General features: G+C 64.1%; 14 protein-coding genes and 1 pseudogene. 2 read left to right on the top strand and 13 right to left on the bottom strand.

Going from position 1 to position 16,685, the window contains the following annotated elements; all coding sequences use genetic code 11:
- Positions 1 to 58 precede the first annotated feature (58 nt).
- Positions 59 to 874, top strand: a pseudogene (thiD, locus tag MHX52_RS02180) (bifunctional hydroxymethylpyrimidine kinase/phosphomethylpyrimidine kinase); the annotation flags it as partial.
- Between the two features lie 134 nt (positions 875 to 1,008).
- Here thiD and MHX52_RS02175 read toward each other — a convergent pair.
- The 3 genes from MHX52_RS02175 to lysS all read right to left on the bottom strand — a co-directional run bounded on the left by MHX52_RS02175 (position 1,009) and on the right by lysS (position 5,603).
- A complete protein-coding gene (locus MHX52_RS02175; RefSeq protein ID WP_005296808.1) occupies positions 1,009 to 2,217 on the bottom strand; it encodes an acyl-CoA dehydrogenase family protein in 1,209 nt (402 codons plus the stop codon).
- 58 nt (positions 2,218 to 2,275) lie between these two features.
- On the bottom strand, positions 2,276 to 3,694 hold the full coding sequence (locus MHX52_RS02170) for an acyl-CoA dehydrogenase family protein (protein WP_049049742.1): 1,419 nt from the start codon (positions 3,692 to 3,694) through the stop codon (positions 2,276 to 2,278).
- A 301-nt stretch (positions 3,695 to 3,995) separates the two neighbouring features.
- A complete protein-coding gene (gene lysS / locus MHX52_RS02165) occupies positions 3,996 to 5,603 on the bottom strand; it encodes a lysine--tRNA ligase (RefSeq protein ID WP_035004699.1) in 1,608 nt (535 codons plus the stop codon).
- A 213-nt stretch (positions 5,604 to 5,816) separates the two neighbouring features.
- Between lysS and MHX52_RS02160 the strand changes: the two genes are divergently transcribed.
- Positions 5,817 to 7,034, top strand: coding sequence for a hypothetical protein (locus MHX52_RS02160; protein WP_080971935.1), 1,218 nt, complete (start codon positions 5,817 to 5,819; stop codon positions 7,032 to 7,034).
- Here MHX52_RS02160 and panD read toward each other — a convergent pair.
- The 10 genes from panD to MHX52_RS02110 all read right to left on the bottom strand — a co-directional run bounded on the left by panD (position 7,031) and on the right by MHX52_RS02110 (position 16,666).
- Positions 7,031 to 7,447, bottom strand: a complete 417-nt coding sequence (panD, locus tag MHX52_RS02155) for an aspartate 1-decarboxylase (RefSeq protein WP_034965414.1) — start codon at positions 7,445 to 7,447, stop codon at positions 7,031 to 7,033. The genes MHX52_RS02160 and panD overlap by 4 nt on opposite strands.
- A gap of 134 nt (positions 7,448 to 7,581) precedes the next feature.
- Positions 7,582 to 8,856 (bottom strand): galactokinase, encoded by a 1,275-nt coding sequence (galK, locus tag MHX52_RS02150; RefSeq protein ID WP_239316356.1) that lies wholly within the window; start codon positions 8,854 to 8,856, stop codon positions 7,582 to 7,584.
- A complete protein-coding gene (galT, locus tag MHX52_RS02145; RefSeq protein ID WP_035004704.1) occupies positions 8,846 to 9,997 on the bottom strand; it encodes a galactose-1-phosphate uridylyltransferase in 1,152 nt (383 codons plus the stop codon). Before galT ends, galK begins: the two co-directional genes overlap by 11 nt.
- Positions 9,998 to 10,070: 73 nt before the next feature.
- A complete protein-coding gene (locus tag MHX52_RS02140) occupies positions 10,071 to 10,388 on the bottom strand; it encodes a hypothetical protein (RefSeq protein WP_035004705.1) in 318 nt (105 codons plus the stop codon).
- 37 nt (positions 10,389 to 10,425) lie between these two features.
- Entirely contained in the window at positions 10,426 to 12,081 is a 1,656-nt protein-coding gene (locus MHX52_RS02135; protein ID WP_035004706.1) for a sodium:solute symporter family protein, read from the bottom strand.
- Between the two features lie 160 nt (positions 12,082 to 12,241).
- On the bottom strand, positions 12,242 to 13,210 hold the full coding sequence (locus MHX52_RS02130; RefSeq protein ID WP_239316354.1) for an aldose 1-epimerase family protein: 969 nt from the start codon (positions 13,208 to 13,210) through the stop codon (positions 12,242 to 12,244).
- Positions 13,211 to 13,234: 24 nt separating this feature from the next.
- A complete protein-coding gene (gene panC / locus MHX52_RS02125; protein ID WP_035004708.1) occupies positions 13,235 to 14,155 on the bottom strand; it encodes a pantoate--beta-alanine ligase in 921 nt (306 codons plus the stop codon).
- Between the two features lie 5 nt (positions 14,156 to 14,160).
- The gene (locus MHX52_RS02120) at positions 14,161 to 15,066 is read right to left on the bottom strand and encodes a Rossmann-like and DUF2520 domain-containing protein (RefSeq protein WP_071055965.1); all 906 of its coding nucleotides are present in this window, start codon (positions 15,064 to 15,066) and stop codon (positions 14,161 to 14,163) included.
- 9 nt (positions 15,067 to 15,075) lie between these two features.
- Positions 15,076 to 16,161 carry a DUF6779 domain-containing protein gene (locus MHX52_RS02115; protein WP_071055964.1) on the bottom strand — a complete coding sequence of 362 codons (1,086 nt, stop codon included), beginning with the start codon at positions 16,159 to 16,161 and terminating at the stop codon, positions 15,076 to 15,078.
- Between the two features lie 10 nt (positions 16,162 to 16,171).
- Positions 16,172 to 16,666: a DUF3180 domain-containing protein gene (locus tag MHX52_RS02110; RefSeq protein WP_035004713.1), complete on the bottom strand. Its 495-nt coding sequence runs from the start codon at positions 16,664 to 16,666 to the stop codon at positions 16,172 to 16,174.
- Positions 16,667 to 16,685: the final 19 nt, after the last annotated feature.

Here is a 16,685-nt window from a genome sequence, read left to right as displayed (position 1 = left end):
GGCGGTGGGCGCAAGCAAATGCGCCATAATGAGGGGCATGACCAACAACAGTCCCGACATCAACCCCAGCAACCCAAACCCCAGCGACCCCAGCCCCCTCCGCCCGCGCGTGCTGTCCATCGCCGGCACCGACCCGACAGGCGGGGCGGGCGCGCAGGCGGACCTGAAGTCCATCATGGCGGCGGGCGGCTACGGCATGTCCGTCATCACCGCCCTGGTCGCGCAGAACACGCAGGGCGTGCGCGAGATCCACACTCCCCCGCTGGACTTCCTCCGCGCGCAGTTGGACTCTGTCTTCGACGACGTCACCGTCGATGCCGTGAAGATCGGCATGCTCGGCGACACGGAGACCATCCAGACCATCCGCGATTACCTGCAGAACCACCAGGTCACGACGGTGCTGGATCCAGTGGCGGTGGCTTCCTCGGGCGACCGGCTGCTTACTGCGGACGCCGAGGACGCACTGCGGGACTTCGCTGCCGCTTCTTCGGTTGTGACGCCCAACCTCCCCGAACTAGCACTCCTCACCAAGACCGAACTGGCCACCAGCGAGCAGGAGGCCGTGGAGGTTGCCGCGAAGTGGGCGCGGGAAACCGACACCACCGTCATCGTGAAGCTGGGTCACCTGGCCGGGCCGGAGGCCGGAAACATTGCAGTATCCCCTGCCGGGAAGACGCATAAGGTCAGCTCCCCGCGCGTGGAAACAAAAAACACCCACGGCACGGGGTGTTCTTTGTCTTCTGCGCTGGCCACTCGGCTGGGCGCGGGTGATTCGCTAGAGGATGCGCTGGATTGGTCCACTAAATGGCTCAACGAGGCCATCGCCAATGCCGACCGTTTGCTTGTCGGTAAAGGCCATGGCCCCGTTGATCACTCGGTGCGCCTGTCCTAGGCAGCTAGGCGAGGGCGCAGACTCGAGCGCGCAGCTCGCAGCCAGGCTGTTAGCCGGCTAGGCGCGGGCGGCAGCGCGCAACGTAGCCGCTGCCTGCGCTCTCGCGCAGCCAGCTACTACTTGAGCTCCTTGGAGGAAAGACCCAGCTCGCGGCGAGCAACAACCAGCTGCTGAATCTGCTGGGTGCCCTCGAAGATATCCAGGATCTTGGAGTCGCGAGCCCACTTCTCCAGCAGGTCACGCTCGGAGTAGCCATAAGCGCCGGCGATCTCAACCGCACGCAGGGTCAGGTCGGTAGCCATGCGGCCGGCCTTCGCCTTGCACTCGGAGGCTTCCTTGCTGTTCGGCTGCTTGTTGTCAGCCATCCAGCCTGCGCGCAGGGTCATCAGGTATGCAGCTTCCCAGTCGCTCTCCAGGCGAATGTACTCGCTGGCAGCTGCGGGCTGGTTCCACGCGGGGGCGTCATAATCGATCTCTACACCTGCGTCGGTGAGGATCTCGCGCAGCTTCTCCAGGGAAGCGCGGGCAACACCAACGGCCATGGCGGCAACCATCGGGCGGGTGTTGTCGAAGGTGGCCATCACGCCGCCGAAGCCCTTCTTGGTGTCCACCTCCGGGGAGCCCAGCAGGTTCTCCTTCGGGATGCGGACGTTGTCCAGGATGAAGTGCGCGGTGTCGGAGGAGCGGATGCCCAGCTTGTGCTCCAGGCGGACCAGCTCGAAGCCCGGGGTGTCGCGCGGGACGACGAAGGACTTGATGGCTGCGCGGCCTGCGGACTTGTCGACGGATGCCCAGACGACAACGTGGGTGCAGCGCTCGCCGGCGGTGACGAAGATCTTCTCACCGTTCAGCACGTACTCGTCGCCATCCAGCTTGGCGGTGGCGGCGACGGCTGCGGAGTCGGAGCCGAACTGCGGCTCGGTGATGGCCATGGCGGCCCAGATCTTGCCGAAGCGCTCGAGCTGCTCGTCATCGGCGACGGCTGCTACGGCTGCGTTGCCCAGGCCCTGGTAGGGGATGGACAGGGTGAGTCCCACGTCGCCCCAGCAGGTCTCGAGGACGTTGAGGATGGAGGCCATGTTGCCGCCATTCTTGACGCCCTCAGTCTTCTTCTTGTCATCGCCGCGGCCACCGGAGGCGCCAGCCATTGCCTGGCCGGCGTCTGCCATGCCCTCGACCAGGCTGGCCATGGTGTCCAGCTCGACGGGGCGCTCGTGCTCCGCGAGGTCGTACTTGCGGGAGATGGGGCGGAAGATTTCGGCGGCGGCCTGGTGCGCTTGGTTCTGGCCCGCCTTCAAACGCTTGGGGAGTTCCAGATTAATCATGATGTGGTTCCTTCAAGTTCCTTGTGCTTATTCGATATGGATTCGAATTGTGGCGGGGTTAGACGACGACTACGCCCTCGGCGATGCCGATGGCGCGCATGTCGCGGTACCAGCGCTCGACCGGGTGCTCCTTGGTGAAGCCGTGGCCACCGAGCAGCTGCACGCCGTCGAGGCCCATGACCATGCCCTTGTCGGATGCGTAGCGGCGGGCAAGGCCGGCTTCGCGGTTGAAGGACAGGCCTTGATCCAGGCGGGAAACACCGCGCAGCAGGATCAGGCGCAGGCCGTCGAGCTCGATGCGCAGGTTGGCGACCATGAAGGCCACTGCCTGGCGGTGCGAGATCGGCTCGCCGAATGCTTCGCGCTCGTTGACGTACTTCTTGGTGTATTCGAGGATGGCCTCGCCGGTGCCGGCTGCCAGTGCGGCCCAGCCCAGGCGGGAGCGGCGGATGATCTCCGCGTAGTTTTCCTTGCGCTCGTCGGCGGGCAGGTCCTTGCCACCCAGCAGCTGGCTGGCGGGAACGCGGACGTCCTTCAGCAGCAGGCGACCCAGGGCGGCGGCACGCAGACCCATGGACGGGTCAGCTTCGACGACCAGCCCCTCAGTGTCGGACTCGACGATGACGAAGGTGTTCTCGCCGTCGAGGTTCACTGCGATGACGAACAGCTCGGCCTTGCCTGCGTTCGGAACCATGGTCTTCACGCCGTTGATGACGATGTCGTCGCCCTCGCGGACGGCGGTGGTCTGCAGAGTGAACGGGTCGAACAGCGGGCGGGACTCGGAGACGACCACTGCGGAAGCCGGGACGGACTCGCCCGCGAACTCCGGCAGGTAGGTCTTCTGCTGAGAGTCGTCACCGTAGTTGGTGATGACGTTGGCCACGCCGGCCGGTGCCAGGATGGCGACGGCCTGGCCCATGTCGCCGAATGCCAGGGCCTCGGCGATCAGAGCGTTGGTGGTGGCACCGGAGGCGGAGGCGATGCCCTCGTACTCTTCCGGCAGGTTGATCAGGGCAACGCCCAGCTCGGCGGCAGCTTCCAGCAAGCCCTCTGCCGGCTCGGATGCCTCGTTCTGGTCGTGGCCGGTCGGGCGCAGGCGCTCTTCAGCGAACTCGCGCACGGCGGCGACGATCATTTCCTGATCCTCGGTCGGGGTCAGGTCGAACGGTGCCTTGCCCGGTGCCGGTGCCTCGGTCGGGACGGGCTGGTTGTTCTCGTCGGTGGTCTGGTTGGCCAGGCGTACCGGCTTGCCGGAGCCCTTGATCTTCTTGAACTGGCGGTTCACGGCACCGAGGGTGCGCATGCCGGTCTTGGTGGACTGGTAGGCAACGCGGTCCACCTTCTTGCTCAGACCGTACTTCTCTGCCAGGTCGGAGCCGGTGAACTTCGTCAAGACTCCCATGACGGTACCGATTGCGTCTCGCTTGATGTTGTTCAGGCCAGGGGTTGAATCGGCACGCTTGCTTCGGTCGCTCATTTCGTGCGGCCACCTTTCACTGGTTGTCAGCGCAAATCTCATATCTGCATGTGCGGATAATTATGTACGTAGCATAAACCAGGATAATGGCGCGCATCACATCTTGGGCCAAAATATTGATTGAATTACACCCACACGGGCGAGCTGCACGCCAGCTACTCCCCAACTATTCGAGGCACCGGTGCCCGCCTTTCACGCGCGCAGCCCCCGAACCACCCCCGAAGAACTCCCTCTAGCTCCCCCTCGAGCCAACCGGCCCCGGCAATAGATCCCACCGCAATCTACTGCCGGTGTTTGGCCGTTAGTTCTCGCGCTCCGGCTTCACGATCGGGAACAGCACGGTCTCGCGGATGCCCAGGCCGGTCAGGGCCATCAGCAGTCGGTCGATGCCCATGCCGGTACCGGCTGTCGGCGGCATGCCCTGCTCCATGGCAGCCAGGAAGTCCTCGTCCAGGCGCATGGCTTCATCATCGCCGTTGGCGGCCAGGCGTGCCTGATCCTCGAAGCGCTCGCGCTGGATAACCGGGTCGATCAGCTCGGAATAGCCGGTGGCCAACTCAAAGCCGCGGACGTACAGGTCCCACTTCTCAGTGACACCCGGCTTGCTGCGGTGCTGGCGGGTCAGCGGGGAGGTCTCCACGGGGAAGTTACGCACGAAGATAGGGCCTTCCAGCTGGTCCTCGCACAGAACCTCCCAGATCTCCTCTACTAGCTTGCCGTGGCCCCAGCCGCCCTTGGCGGGAACGTCTAGGCCGATAACCTTGGCGATCTCCTTCAGTTCCTCAACGGTGGAGTCGATCGTCACCTCTGGCTGGCCGGGGTACTTGCGTGCAAGCGCCTCGTTCAGCGAGGGGTACATCTCGATTTCCTTCCATTCCCCGCCGAAGTCGTACTCGGTGCCGTCGGCGAGGCGAACCTTGCCGGTGCCCTCCAGGTCGGTGCCCTTGGTCAGCTGGTCCACGATGTACTGGATGGATTCGCGGGTGGTACGGGCGCAATCGTCGTAGTCGCCCCATGCAGCGTAGGTCTCCAGCATTGCGAACTCCGGGGAGTGGGACTTGTCCACGCCCTCGTTACGGAAGTTCCGGTTGATCTCGAAGACGCGGTCAATGCCGCCCACCACGGCGCGCTTCAGGAACAGCTCCGGTGCGATGCGCAGGTACAGGTCGATGTCCAGCGCGTTGGAGTGCGTGACGAACGGGCGGGCTGCCGCGCCGCCGTGCAGGGTCTGCAGCATTGGGGTTTCGATCTCTACGAAGCCCTCGCCCTCCATGTAGTCGCGCAGCGCACGGATGACCTTCACGCGCGTCATTGCGTTCTTGCGGGCCTCCTCGCGCACGATCAGGTCGTTGTAGCGCTGGCGCACGCGGGTTTCTTCGTTCATTTCTGCGAAAGCTACGGGCAGCGGGCGCAGAGACTTGGCAGCCATGACCCACTCGCTGGCCATGACGGACAGCTCACCGCGGCGGGAGGCGATCACGCGACCGGTCACACCGATGAAGTCGCCGAGGTCCACGTCAGCCTTCCAGGCCGCGAGTGCGTCCTCGCCAACCTCCGCCAGGGAGAGCATGGCCTGCAGCTGCGTGCCGTCGCCGTCCTGCAGGGTGGCGAAGCACAGCTTGCCGGTGTTGCGCATGAAGATCAGGCGCCCGGTCACGCTCACTACGTCCTGGGTTTCTTCGCCTGCGGCGAGGTAAGTGACGCCCTCTGCCTCAACCGGCTGCTCTTCAGCTTCACCGTCAGTCTTCTTCACTGCCCACTTTGCGCGCACCTCGGCCAGGGAGTGGGTGCGTGGCACCTCTACCGGGTAAGCGTCCTTGCCGGATTCGAGGATGCGCTGCCGCTTTTCACGGCGGATGCGTAGCTGTTCGGGCAGGTCTTGTACGGGGGTATTTGCTGCGTCAGTCACGCTTACAAAGCCTAGCGCATGAGGGGTACGGGTAATCGATTGAGGCATGCAGGTCGCCCGGGAGTGTTAGCTTTAGGGAACATAAGACGTTTTGTCCCCCTTACTCCTAGGTAACTCCCTCCAGTCATTTAGTTTCACCAGCCACAACCGGTAATGATCCGGAAATAGTCATAACTAGAAATCCATAACTAGAAAACAAAGGAAGCACTCGACATGCCTTCTTCACGCCCCGCTACCCGCACCCGCAGCCACGCTCGTACTTACGCCCGCACCCTGGCAGCCTGCCTAGCTGCGGGCGCTTTGACTTTCACCGCCAGCTGCTCCGCCTTCCAGCGCCCAGAGGGCGCCAGCGAAGAAATCTCCTACGGGGGGCAAACGGGCGGATCCGGTGGTAGCGAAGGGCAGCCCGCTCCGAGCAGCTATTCGGAAGTTTCACCGGAGATCAGCGATGACCAGCTACGGGAGATCTTCGCCGACGGGAAGTTCAACGACTGCAAGCTGGATCAGAAGTTTTACGATAGCGCCTACTTGGATGGCGGGAAGATGATTCCGCTGGATTCGGCCGATGCCTATGTCAATGCGGAGACTTGTTCTGGTTATGTAAAGCCACAGATCAGTGGTGACCAGCCCGAGGAACTCAAAGATACGTCGATCTACATCGGACTGTCCGCTACCAAGTTTGGCTCCCAGCTCGAGGAGTTGGCCAGCAACGATACCGAGCGGAATGAGCTATCCGATGAGGGCCTCAAGGGGTGGCAATCCATCGAGCTGCAAGACATGTGCGTACTTGCCGGCCCGGAGGGCACTCCGCTGGAGTACGCGGAGATTATCTCCACCTACACCTGCGACCCCGTCAAGCCTCTGCTGCGTTCGCTGACTAACCTGGCTAACCGCTACCAGGAGCTAGAGGGCGAGGAAGCGAAGATCGGCGGAGCTGAAGACCCGTTGGAGATCGGCGATCGCGTCGAGATGGATCTCGTGGACGATGGCTTCCGCGAAGCTCGCGACAAGGCCAAGTCCAAGGATGAACCGACCACTGAAGAGGTGGGAATCGGCAAGGTGGAGATGAAGCTGAAGGATTCTGAGATCCTCATCGACAATCCACGGGACTACAGCAAGCTCTGTGTCGAAGTGGAGTATGACTACGAGGACAGGGCCCCGCTCGTTCCCCCGACCGAGATCGGCATGCAGTCTCCCAACGGCGAGTTCGAGGTGATGAAGGTCGCAGACAACACCATCAGGGCTCTTTCCGATGGCAAGGGTAGCCAGCGTTACTGCTCGGAGGTTGGCATACGATTCGGCAACACCGACTTCGTCGTTACCGGCTTGAAGACTCTCTCGGCGACTAAAGAAGCACTAGAGAAAGAAGGAATCCCGCTGTGGCGCATCCACGTAGAGCGCCGCGACGACGGGAAGTACGAGATCAGCTAAGCCTCCGGGTGGCGCGGGTTCTTCAGCCCCGAGCCGTCCGGCACGTGAGCCGGGTCGCCGCCGAGCTCCACCTGCTTGTTGTTCTCGTCCACGAAGACCACGCGCGAGGCGTAGTTCTTCAGGTCTTCCTCGCTGTACTGGGCGTAGCCGATGATGATGACAAGGTCGCCGGGGCTGATCAGACGCGCGGCGGCACCGTTGATGCCGATCACGCCGGTACCCCGGTCGCCGGTGATGGCGTAGGTCGTCAGGCGATTGCCGTTATCGATATCGACGATATCGATCTGCTCGCCCTCGAGGATGTCGGCAGCTTCCATCAGATCAGCGTCGATGGTGCACGAGCCGACGTAGTGCAAGTCGGCCTGTGTGACCGTCGCACGGTGGATCTTTGATTTCAGCATTGTTCGCAACACGGGTGAACACCTTACTCGGGGCTAACCAAATAAGCTATTTAGCTGTTACTTTGCTCGGCGCCAATATGGCGCCCGGGCAACGCGCGAGCGGCGCGCGAGCGCTGCTCGCGTAAGCGTTACTCAATGCGAGCCACTTAAGCATTCCGGTGCGCGCCGTCGCTCGGCAGTGCAACCACGAACTCGGGCTCGTTGAAGCCCTTCTCCGCGAAGGCCCTGGCCACCGCTGCGGCGGTCGCCTCCACCTGACCCTCGCGCAGCAGCGCAATCGCGGAGCCACCGAAGCCACCGCCGGTCATGCGGGCGCCCAGCGCGCCTTCGGCCATCGCAACGTCCACAGCAGTATCCAGCTCCGGAACGGTGACCTCGTAGTCATCGCGCAGGGAGGCGTGGCTGCCCTGCATCGACCGTCCGAAGGCCTCCATGTCCCCGGCGCTGACCTGGCGGATCGCCTCAGCGGTGCGGTCGATCTCGCTGACCACGTGGCGCACGCGGGCGGCCACCACCACCGGATCCATGTTGTTGGCCTTGGCCCAGCCCACGGAGGCATCCTCGGCCTCCTCGGCGAAACGCAGGCTGCTAACGCCCAGGTCGGCGGTCACTCCGTCGATCACGGCGCGCCGCGCGGCGTATTGCCCGTCGTTCAGCTGGTGTGGGGCGTTCGTGTTCATAATGAGGATCGCCAATCCGCGCGCCGCGATGTCGAAAGGCACCTGGGTGGCGCTGTCTTCGGCGAAGTCGATGGCCAGCGCGTGGCCGGCTTGGCCGAACAGCGAAATACGCTGGTCAAGCCCGCCCGTCGAGGCGCCGACTACCTCGTTTTCTGCTCTTATGGACGCCCCCATGAGCCCGTTGCGAGCCGCATCATCAAGGGACTCGCCGCCGTATAGGTCGAAGGCCGCCAGAGCCGCCGAGCACTCCAGCGCTGCGGAGCTGGAAAGCCCCGCACCGACGGGAACGTCGGACTCGATGGCGAGGTCCAGGCCACCGGCGGGCATCAGGCCGGCCTCGGTGGCCGCCCAAATAGCACCCACTGCGTAACCCGCCCAGTTGGCGGGGTTACCGGGACCGACCTCGGCGACGGGGATCTCAAAGTGAACAACCTCCGCGGGGTCGCCGAAGCGGGAGGCCACGCGGTACACGCCGTCTTCGTTCTTGGCGGCTGCCACGTAGGTGCGCTGGGAAAGCGCGAAGGGCAGGCTGATGCCATCGGCGTAATCGACGTGCTCGCCGATCAAGTTCACGCGCCCCGGCGCGGACCACACGCCCGCCGGTCCATAGCCGTAGACCTGCTGGAAAAGGGATTGCACGTCGGCAGTGCCCTGCTCCTCGGAGCGGGTCTGCAGCCACCGCGGAGTACCAGCGTTCTGTGCTGCGTTGGTTTGGTTAGTTGAGGTTTCGTTAGTTGGCATTGTCGGCGACCTCCCGGAAGCGCTCGGCGATCCTCTCCGGGGTGGTGTCGGAGATCCAGGCCTCCTGGCCCGACTCGCTACCGGCCAGGAACTTCATGCGGCCCGGCGAGCGCATCATCGAATACAGCTGCAAGTACAGGCGACCGTTCTCCCGGTCCTCCCCCACCGGCGCCTGGTTCCAGGCGGCGATGTAGGGGGTGCGCTCCACACCCTCGAAGAAGCGATCCATGCGCCCCAACAGATCCAGGTAGAAGCGGGTCAGCTCGTCCTTTTCCTCGTCGCTCAGCGCCGCGAAGTCTGGAACCGCCCGGTTAGCCATGAGGATGACCTCCACCGGCCACTTCGCCGCCGCCGGCACATAGGCCGTGAAGTGCTCACCGGCCAAAAGTACACGGGTGCCGGATGCCTTTTCGGCGGACAAGGTGGCGTCAAAAAGATCCTTTCCGGTTTGCTCCCTAAACGCCCGAGCGCGTGCAGCTACCTCGGCGGCGCGCGGCGGGACGAAGGGATAGGAGTAGATCTGACCGTGCGGGTGCTGCAAGGTCACGCCGATCTCCTTGCCGCGGTTCTCGAAGGGGAACACGTAGCGGATGCCTTCGATGGCGGAGAGCTCGGCGGTGCGGTGCGCCCAGGCCTCAACAACCGTGCGGGCGCGCTCGTAGGGCAGATCCCTAAACGAGGAATTCACGTCCGGGGTGAAGCAGACAACCTCGCAGCGGCCGATAGCGGGCTTGCGGGGGAAGAGCTCCTGGCCGTCGACGTTGGTGGCGAAGTCCTCCGGCACCTCCATGTGGACCGACAGGGACGGGAAGCGGTTCTCGAAGACCACCACGTTGTAGTCGTCGGCGGGCACCTCGGTGGGCAGCTCGCCGGGCTTGGTGGGCGCCAGCGGGTTCTCGTTGGCCGGGGGCATGAACGTGCGGTTCATGCGGTGTGCGGCGTAGACGTACCACTGGCCGGTCAGGGGGTCCTGGCGCATCTCAGATTCCGTGGTGGCCTGCGGCAGATCGCGGGAATCGTGCAGCTCGCGCTGCTTCTCCCCCGCAACGTAGGCCGGCTCGTCGTCGAAGTACAGCAGCTCGCGGCCGTCCGCCAGCGTGGTTCGGGTTACTTTGAATTCGTGCTGCACAGCGTGGATCACTTCCTAAAAGGTCCTTGGGTGGGATGGTGCTTAGGTTGAAAATGCCCGCCTCCGGGTGGGGCGGGCATGTGCGTTATTTAGCTTGCGAAGCTGGTGAGTCAGCAGAGTCGGCAGAGTCCACAGTGTCCGCAGGTTCGTCGATCTTGATCGGATCCAGCTTGGTCCACAGGAAGAAGACCGCCGCCACAGCGACCATGGCAAGCCCGCAAACCAGGTTATACGTTTCGTTCTTCGGCTCGCCGGTGGTCACATCCATGCCCGGATCCAGCAGGAAGTAGCTGATCAAAAGCACAAGTCCGTACAGGCCCATGAGGGAACCGATGACATTGCGGATGTCGAAAGCGCCGGCCATGTGGGAACGCTTGGTTTTCTTAGCCGTGTTGTTAGCCATTGTGTCCGTTCACTCCTTTCTGAAAGTTTAAGCGCTCTTAGGCGAACACGATGTTGAGGACGAGTGCCATAGCCAGGCAGAGGATGCCCAGCGGAACCGTGCGGCGGTACCACGGCAGGGTGGCCTCGGCGGCGTCCGTGAGGTTCTCCTTCGGGGTGACGGACTTGACGAAGCCCACCAGCTCCTCGTCCGGCTTCGGCTCGGTGACCAGGGAGACCAGGACGGAAACGATGATGTCCGTGACGAACGCCAGGGAGGCGGCAACGAAGGCCGTACCCTGCCCCGGCAGGTTGAAGAAGGTTGCGTCGGTGCTGCCGAAGGTGGCCACAGCCCAGTAGACGATTGCCACACCCGTACCGGAAACCAGGCCCACCCAACCTGCTGTGGGCGTCATACGCTTCCAGAACATACCCAGGATGAAGGTGGCGAACAGCGGCGCGTTGAAGAAGCCGAACAGCGTCTGCAGGTAGTCCATGATATTGCCGAAGTTGGATGCCAGCAGGGCGGTGAACACGGCAATGACTGTAGCGCCGACGGTCGCGATACGTCCGACCTTCAGGTAGTACTCGTCGTCGCGATCCTTGACGATGTAGGACTCCCAAATGTCGAAGGAGAACACGGTGTTGAAGGCGGAAATGTTAGCCGCCATGCCGGCCATGAACGCTGCCAGCAGACCCGCGATAGCCACGCCCAGCAGGCCGTTCGGCAGCAGGTCGCGCATCAGGTACAGGATCGCGTCGTTCGGCTCGGCGGAACCATCCATGATCGGGGTGACGGTCGCACCTGCAACCATGCCCGGGATGACCACCAGGAACGGAATGAACATCTTCGGGAACGCACCGATGATCGGGGTCTTGCGCGCGGACGACAGCGAATCAGCCGCCATGGAGCGCTGCACCTCTACGAAGTTGGTAGTCCAGTAACCGAAGGACAGCACGAAGCCCAGGCCAAAGACCAGGCCGATGGCGGAGACGATCGGGTTTTCGAAGCCCGAAATCTCAGTACCCGGCCAGGTGTGGAAGTGCGACGGATCCGCGACCTTCTCCTGCAGGCCGGACCAACCGCCGACCTGGTGTAGGCCGATCATCGTCAGCGGCAGCAGGGCCGCGATGATCACGAAGAACTGCAGAACCTCGTTGTAGATGGCGGCGGACAGGCCACCGAGGGTGATGTACGACAGCACGATGGCCGCGGCCACCACCAGCGTGACCCACAGCGGCCAGCCGAGCAGGGAGTTAACCACCTTGGCCAGCAGCAGCAGGTTCACGCCGGCAATCAGCAGCTGGGCTACGGCGAAGGAAAGGCCGTTGACCAGGTGTGCGCCCTTGCCGAAGCGGCGGAGCATGAACTCCGGTACGGAACGCACCTTGGAGCCGTAGTAGAAGGGCATCATCACGATGCCGAGGAACACCATCGCTGGGATCGCGCCGATCCAGAAATAGTGCATGGTCTCGAAGCCATACTGCACGCCGTTAGCCGAGTGGCCCACGATTTCTACGGCGCCCAGGTTGGCGGAAATGAAGGCCAGGCCCGTCACCCATGCGGGTAGCGAGCGGCCGGAGAGGAAGAAGTCGATTGAGCTGGACACTTTGGACTTTGCTGCCCAACCGATGCCCAGGACGAACGCGAAGTAGAGGGCGACCAGCGCGTAGTCTACCCAGCTCGCGTCCAGGCGTAGTCCTTCAGCCGTCATAGCTGCGAACCTCCAGGAACGTCATGTTCCCGTCCCAGGCGCCAACGGTCACGTTTTCCAACTACCAGCGACGAGAACTATTGGATATATATGCGTCGCTAATTTTAACGCCGCGGGGTGCGTTAAAGGAAATTTTTTTCTATTTCCAAACGTACTTATTCTAAGATGTGACGCCCTCACTCGAAGCTAGGGAAATCCCACATTCGAAACTGCGCTCTTCGCCCGCATTCAGGCGAATGAGGTCTCGGCCGGAGCGCAGTGCGTCCGGCGGGCACGTCATCGGTTCGACGGCCAGGGCCCGCCCCACACCGGGGTAACCCTCGCGGCGGGCTGGGTCGGCAGTGAACACCTGAAACCAGTTGAAGCCCTCGCCTACCCATAGACGCACGCCCTCGCCGTCCGGGTTGAGCAGGCGCGCCTCGGACGGCGCATCCTCCTTCGCATCGATCTCGCCGAAGCAGTGGTCCAGCCACACCCCGGCCATACGCTGGCCGAATTCCACATCTGGCAGCACCCGGCGAGCCGGAAACTCCGGCCCGGCGGGCAGGTTACGCACGGAATCCAGAGGCAGATTCGTACCGACAGGCAGGTGTAGAACGCAGTCGTCCAGTGGAGCGCCCAGGGCACTCAGGTATGGGTGCCATCCCAGGCCGAAGGGGCAGGAGGCATCGGCCTCGTTGCGGACGTCGAAGGTGGCGCGCAGACCCTCATTCGCATCGAGCGACCACGTCATCCGCATGCGCAGCGGCCACGGCCACCCTTGGCGCAGGCCGGTGGACAGCTCCAGCGCCACGAAGTCCTCCCCCTGGTCGGCGACGTGCCAGGCCATCTGCCCCACGAATCCGTGGATCGCGGTGGCGCGGGCCGGCTCCGTGATGTCCAAACGGTGCAGCACGCCGTCGTGGGCGAAGACCCCGTCGGCGGTTCGGTTCGGCCATGGGGCCAGCACAATTCCGGAGGATAGCGGCGGGTAGGCGCCCTCTGGGTAGGAAACCACCAGGGGCTTGCCCGCGTACTCCAGGCTGCGCAGCCCGCCGCCGAAGGTGGAGATGCTGGCGCGGTACTCCCCGGCGGAGATGTCCACGAAGGAGTGCGAGTGTCGCTTCAAAGTTTCGAGTTCGTCGCTCATGGTCCTACTCAGCTCTACTCAGTTCTACTCACCGGCGTTTTCGGCGGGCTCGCCGCCCTCGCCGCCGTCGTCCAGCCCCTTGAAGCCGGTGCCCAGGGGCACGCCCACGTTGTCGATCAGGCGCGTGGTTCCAACGCGCGCCGCCACCAGCAGGCGGGCCTCGCCGTCCTCCGGGGTGTCGGAAAGGTCCGTACCGCGCAGCTCAAGATAGTCGACGTCGATGCCCGAGGCGGCGTCCAGAATAGATCCGGCAGTCTGCAGCACCACCGCGGGGCCCTGCTCGGCCACGAAGGCGCCGGCGGTCAGGGCGGCGGACAGGGTGAGGGCGAGCTCGCGCTCCTCATCGGAAAGGTAAACGTTGCGGGAGGACTTCGCCAGGCCATCAGCCTCGCGCACGATCGGCACGCCGTGGACCTGCACCTCCATGTTCAGGTCCGTGACCATCTGCTGGATCAGCAGCAGCTGCTGGTAGTCCTTCTCCCCGAAGAAGGCGTGATCGCAGTGCGTGATGGTGAAGAGCTTGTTCACGACCGTCAGCACGCCCGCGAAGTGGGTCGGGCGGTGGGCACCCTCCAGGATGCGGCCGGCCTCGCCCGGGTGGATAGTCGTGCGCGGACCGTTGGGGTACATCTCGCGGGGGTTGGGGGCGAATACCGCGTCCACGCCCGCGGCCTTCAGCTTCGCCACATCCTCGTCGAGGGTGCGCGGGTAGGCATCCAGGTCCTCCCCTTCGGCGAATTGCAGGGGGTTCACGAAAATACTGACCACAACCAGCGCGCCCGGAATCTGCTGGGCGGCCTGCACCAGCGAGAGGTGCCCCTCGTGCAGCGCGCCCATCGTGGGCACCAGCGCCACGGGGCGGCCCGCCTTGCGCATGGCGCGGGTGAGCTGCCCGATCTTCTCGATCTCGGTGAAAACCTCTGCTTGGCCAGGTGTGAACGTCATGGCTCTTACTCTAGATCCAGCAGCCTTTCGACCTCAATAGCCCCCGCTTTAAGCGCAGTGCGGCGGGCCATCGCGGTGTAGGCGGCCTCAGCTGACCCTTCCTCGGCTGAGTCTGGCCCGTCCTCCAGCTCCCGCAGCGCTGCACGGTGGCGCATCACAGCCTCCGCGTCGTCGCGGGCTACTGGGCCGGTCAGCCCGTCCATGCGTTTTTCCAGCGCGTTATCCACCGCGGCGTGGGCGATACGGCGCAGCAGCAGGGCGCTATCGGGGCTCTCCCCCGGCGCTTCCAACACGCGGTCCAGGATCTCCTGGGCATCAGTCAGCAGGGTCACCAGGTGGTTGGCCGCGTGCGCCATCGCCGCGTGGTAGGCCGCCCGGCGGTGTTCGGGGATGGCAACGGGAACCCCACCCAGGCTGGCCACTAGGGTTTGCGCGACCACATCGCCGACCTCGGAATCGCTAGTCACACCCCATGCGCAGCCGTCCAGCCGCTCGCTATCTGCCGGGGTGCCGGTGAAGGTCATCGCCGGGTGCAGAGCCAACGGCAGCGCGCCAGTATCGGTGATCGGCTGCAGGATCTCGCAGCCAAACGCCCCGGAGACGTGCGCCACGATCTGCCCGTCGCGCGTGTGCTGCGCGACTTCCTCCACCACCTCGGGCAGCTTCGGGTCCGGCACCGCCAGCACCACGAGCGCGGCGTGGGCGGTGCTGTCTAGGTTGATGCGGGGTATGTTCGGGATTCTTTCTGACGCCAACTTTTCCGAACGTGCCGAATGCGCATAGATGCCATGCACGTGGTGGCCGGCGCGTGCAAAGGCCTCCGCCAAAGCCACGCCTACTTTCCCGGCGGAGATGATGCCGACGGAGAGGCGTGGCTGTTGAATGTCCGAGTTGGTTGTCGGGCCTGTCACAGGTGGTTTTTACTTCTCTCGATTCTTGAAGCGCTGCATCAGCTCTGCGACAGTGAGGCCGTTTTCCACCTCATCGGCGCGACGGCGACCGTGGGTGGTTGCCGTTGCCTCAGTCTGCTCGCCCTGCTTCGCGGCAGCGTCCTGGGCGCCAGCGTCCTGGGCGGCGCCAGTGCGGGCACGGCTGGGGCGAACGGCCTCGGCGCTCGGCATCTGCGCGCGGCGCTTCTGGGCGGGCTTGGGCTGAGTGGGCTTTTGCTGAGTGGCCTTGTGCTCTGCACGCTTGGCCTCGTCCATCGCCGTTGTGTCCACGACCAGTGGCAGCTGGGAGGTCTCCTCGGAATCCTGGCCGGTCCAGTTCACGGCAGCGAAAGTGCCGGTGTTGAACTTCGGCTTACTGCGGTGCTGTGCCTTGTGCGGCTGGGCTTCCTGCTGGCCCGCCGACTGCTGCTGTCCTGCGGTCTGTCCGGCAGAGCTGCCTGCAGCTTGCGGCGCCTGGCCACCCACGCTGTGCCCCAGCTCGCGGACTCGCTCGGCAGTCGCGCGCACCGCGCGCTGCTCGCCCTCGTCGAAGTTCTCGCCGGTCAGCTCCGCCAGCTGCTTGCGCATGTGAGCCAGCTCCGCACGCAGCTCCTCCAGGTGCTTATCGCGCTGATCCTGGGACTTCTTGGCCTCTGCGGCGTACTTCGCCTGCGTCGCAGCCTCGCGCTTTTCCAGCTGTGCGCGCTCGTGTTCCAGCTGCGACTGGAAGTAGCTCTCCTGGTTCTCCGCCTGCTCGCGCGCCAGCTTCAAGGCGCCTGAGTAGCGCAGCACCAGCACCATGCCGAAGAAGGCAGCCCAGAGGGCGGCGATAAGCGCCACCTTCAGCCAACCATCGGAATCCATGAACAGCATCAGCACGCTGGCCAGCAGCGCCAGAACCACCAGGCCGAACATGAGGAAGCGGGAGAGTCCCGAAGGCTCGTTGGAAGCCACGGAAGATCCCTGGAAGTTGGAGTCGTCCTCGTACCCCAGGGATTCCGGGGACTGGTGCCCGTCGAAGGGCTGCGACTGCGGCTGGTGAGACTGCTGTGGCTTAGGAGACTGCTGGAAGCTCATGGACAACACACTACCCAACGTCGAGCCCGTTGGGCGTTAATGGCGCATCCGGCGGTGGCGCTTCGCAGCTGCGTTCCAGCCAAACCCCGGCCACGACGGCCGCCAGAGCTCCCAGCGCTCCGGCGATCACGCCCGGCACATCGGCCTCCGCGGCCATAAGGTGCCCCGCGTTCGGCAGAACATAAATTCCCACCCCGACAAACATTCCCAGGAACACCGCCCCGGCCCATGCCGTGGCCTGGCCAAGCGCCAGCCACTGAACCACCGTCGTCGGCTGCATCTGTGTGCGATCCATCCCCACCCCGCTGCTGCTGCCGATGCGCTTGCGGATCACCCAACCCGCCACAGCGCACACGATTGCGAAAATCCACAGCAGCACGGAGCCGGTGGTCTTAATTGGCGGGAAGCTTCCATAGAAACTCAGCGTGCTGACCCAGGCGATGAGGGCGCCCACGATCGCCACGACAGCCAGCGTGGAGATCTTCGTGCGCTTCAGCGGGCTCATGTGCTGCCTCTTTATCCCT

The sequence above is a fragment of the Corynebacterium sp. ACRQJ genome, from assembly GCF_022346045.1.
GTDB lineage: Bacteria > Actinomycetota > Actinomycetes > Mycobacteriales > Mycobacteriaceae > Corynebacterium > Corynebacterium evansiae.
This window is presented reverse-complemented; position numbering and strand designations above follow the sequence as displayed.

What these genes read in the sequence shown, in the direction of transcription:
- MHX52_RS02110 (WP_035004713.1), bottom strand. Translation starts at nt 16,666, where the DNA reads ATGAGCCCGCTGAAGCGCACGAAGATCTCCACGCTGGCTGTCGTGGCG.
- MHX52_RS02170 (WP_049049742.1), bottom strand. Translation starts at nt 3,694, where the DNA reads ATGAGCGACCGAAGCAAGCGTGCCGATTCAACCCCTGGCCTGAACAAC.
- MHX52_RS02160 (WP_080971935.1), top strand. Translation starts at nt 5,817, where the DNA reads ATGCCTTCTTCACGCCCCGCTACCCGCACCCGCAGCCACGCTCGTACT.
- MHX52_RS02135 (WP_035004706.1), bottom strand. Translation starts at nt 12,081, where the DNA reads ATGACGGCTGAAGGACTACGCCTGGACGCGAGCTGGGTAGACTACGCG.
- MHX52_RS02175 (WP_005296808.1), bottom strand. Translation starts at nt 2,217, where the DNA reads ATGATTAATCTGGAACTCCCCAAGCGTTTGAAGGCGGGCCAGAACCAA.
- MHX52_RS02140 (WP_035004705.1), bottom strand. Translation starts at nt 10,388, where the DNA reads ATGGCTAACAACACGGCTAAGAAAACCAAGCGTTCCCACATGGCCGGC.
- panC (WP_035004708.1), bottom strand. Translation starts at nt 14,155, where the DNA reads ATGACGTTCACACCTGGCCAAGCAGAGGTTTTCACCGAGATCGAGAAG.
- MHX52_RS02130 (WP_239316354.1), bottom strand. Translation starts at nt 13,210, where the DNA reads ATGAGCGACGAACTCGAAACTTTGAAGCGACACTCGCACTCCTTCGTG.
- MHX52_RS02115 (WP_071055964.1), bottom strand. Translation starts at nt 16,161, where the DNA reads ATGAGCTTCCAGCAGTCTCCTAAGCCACAGCAGTCTCACCAGCCGCAG.
- galK (WP_239316356.1), bottom strand. Translation starts at nt 8,856, where the DNA reads ATGCCAACTAACGAAACCTCAACTAACCAAACCAACGCAGCACAGAAC.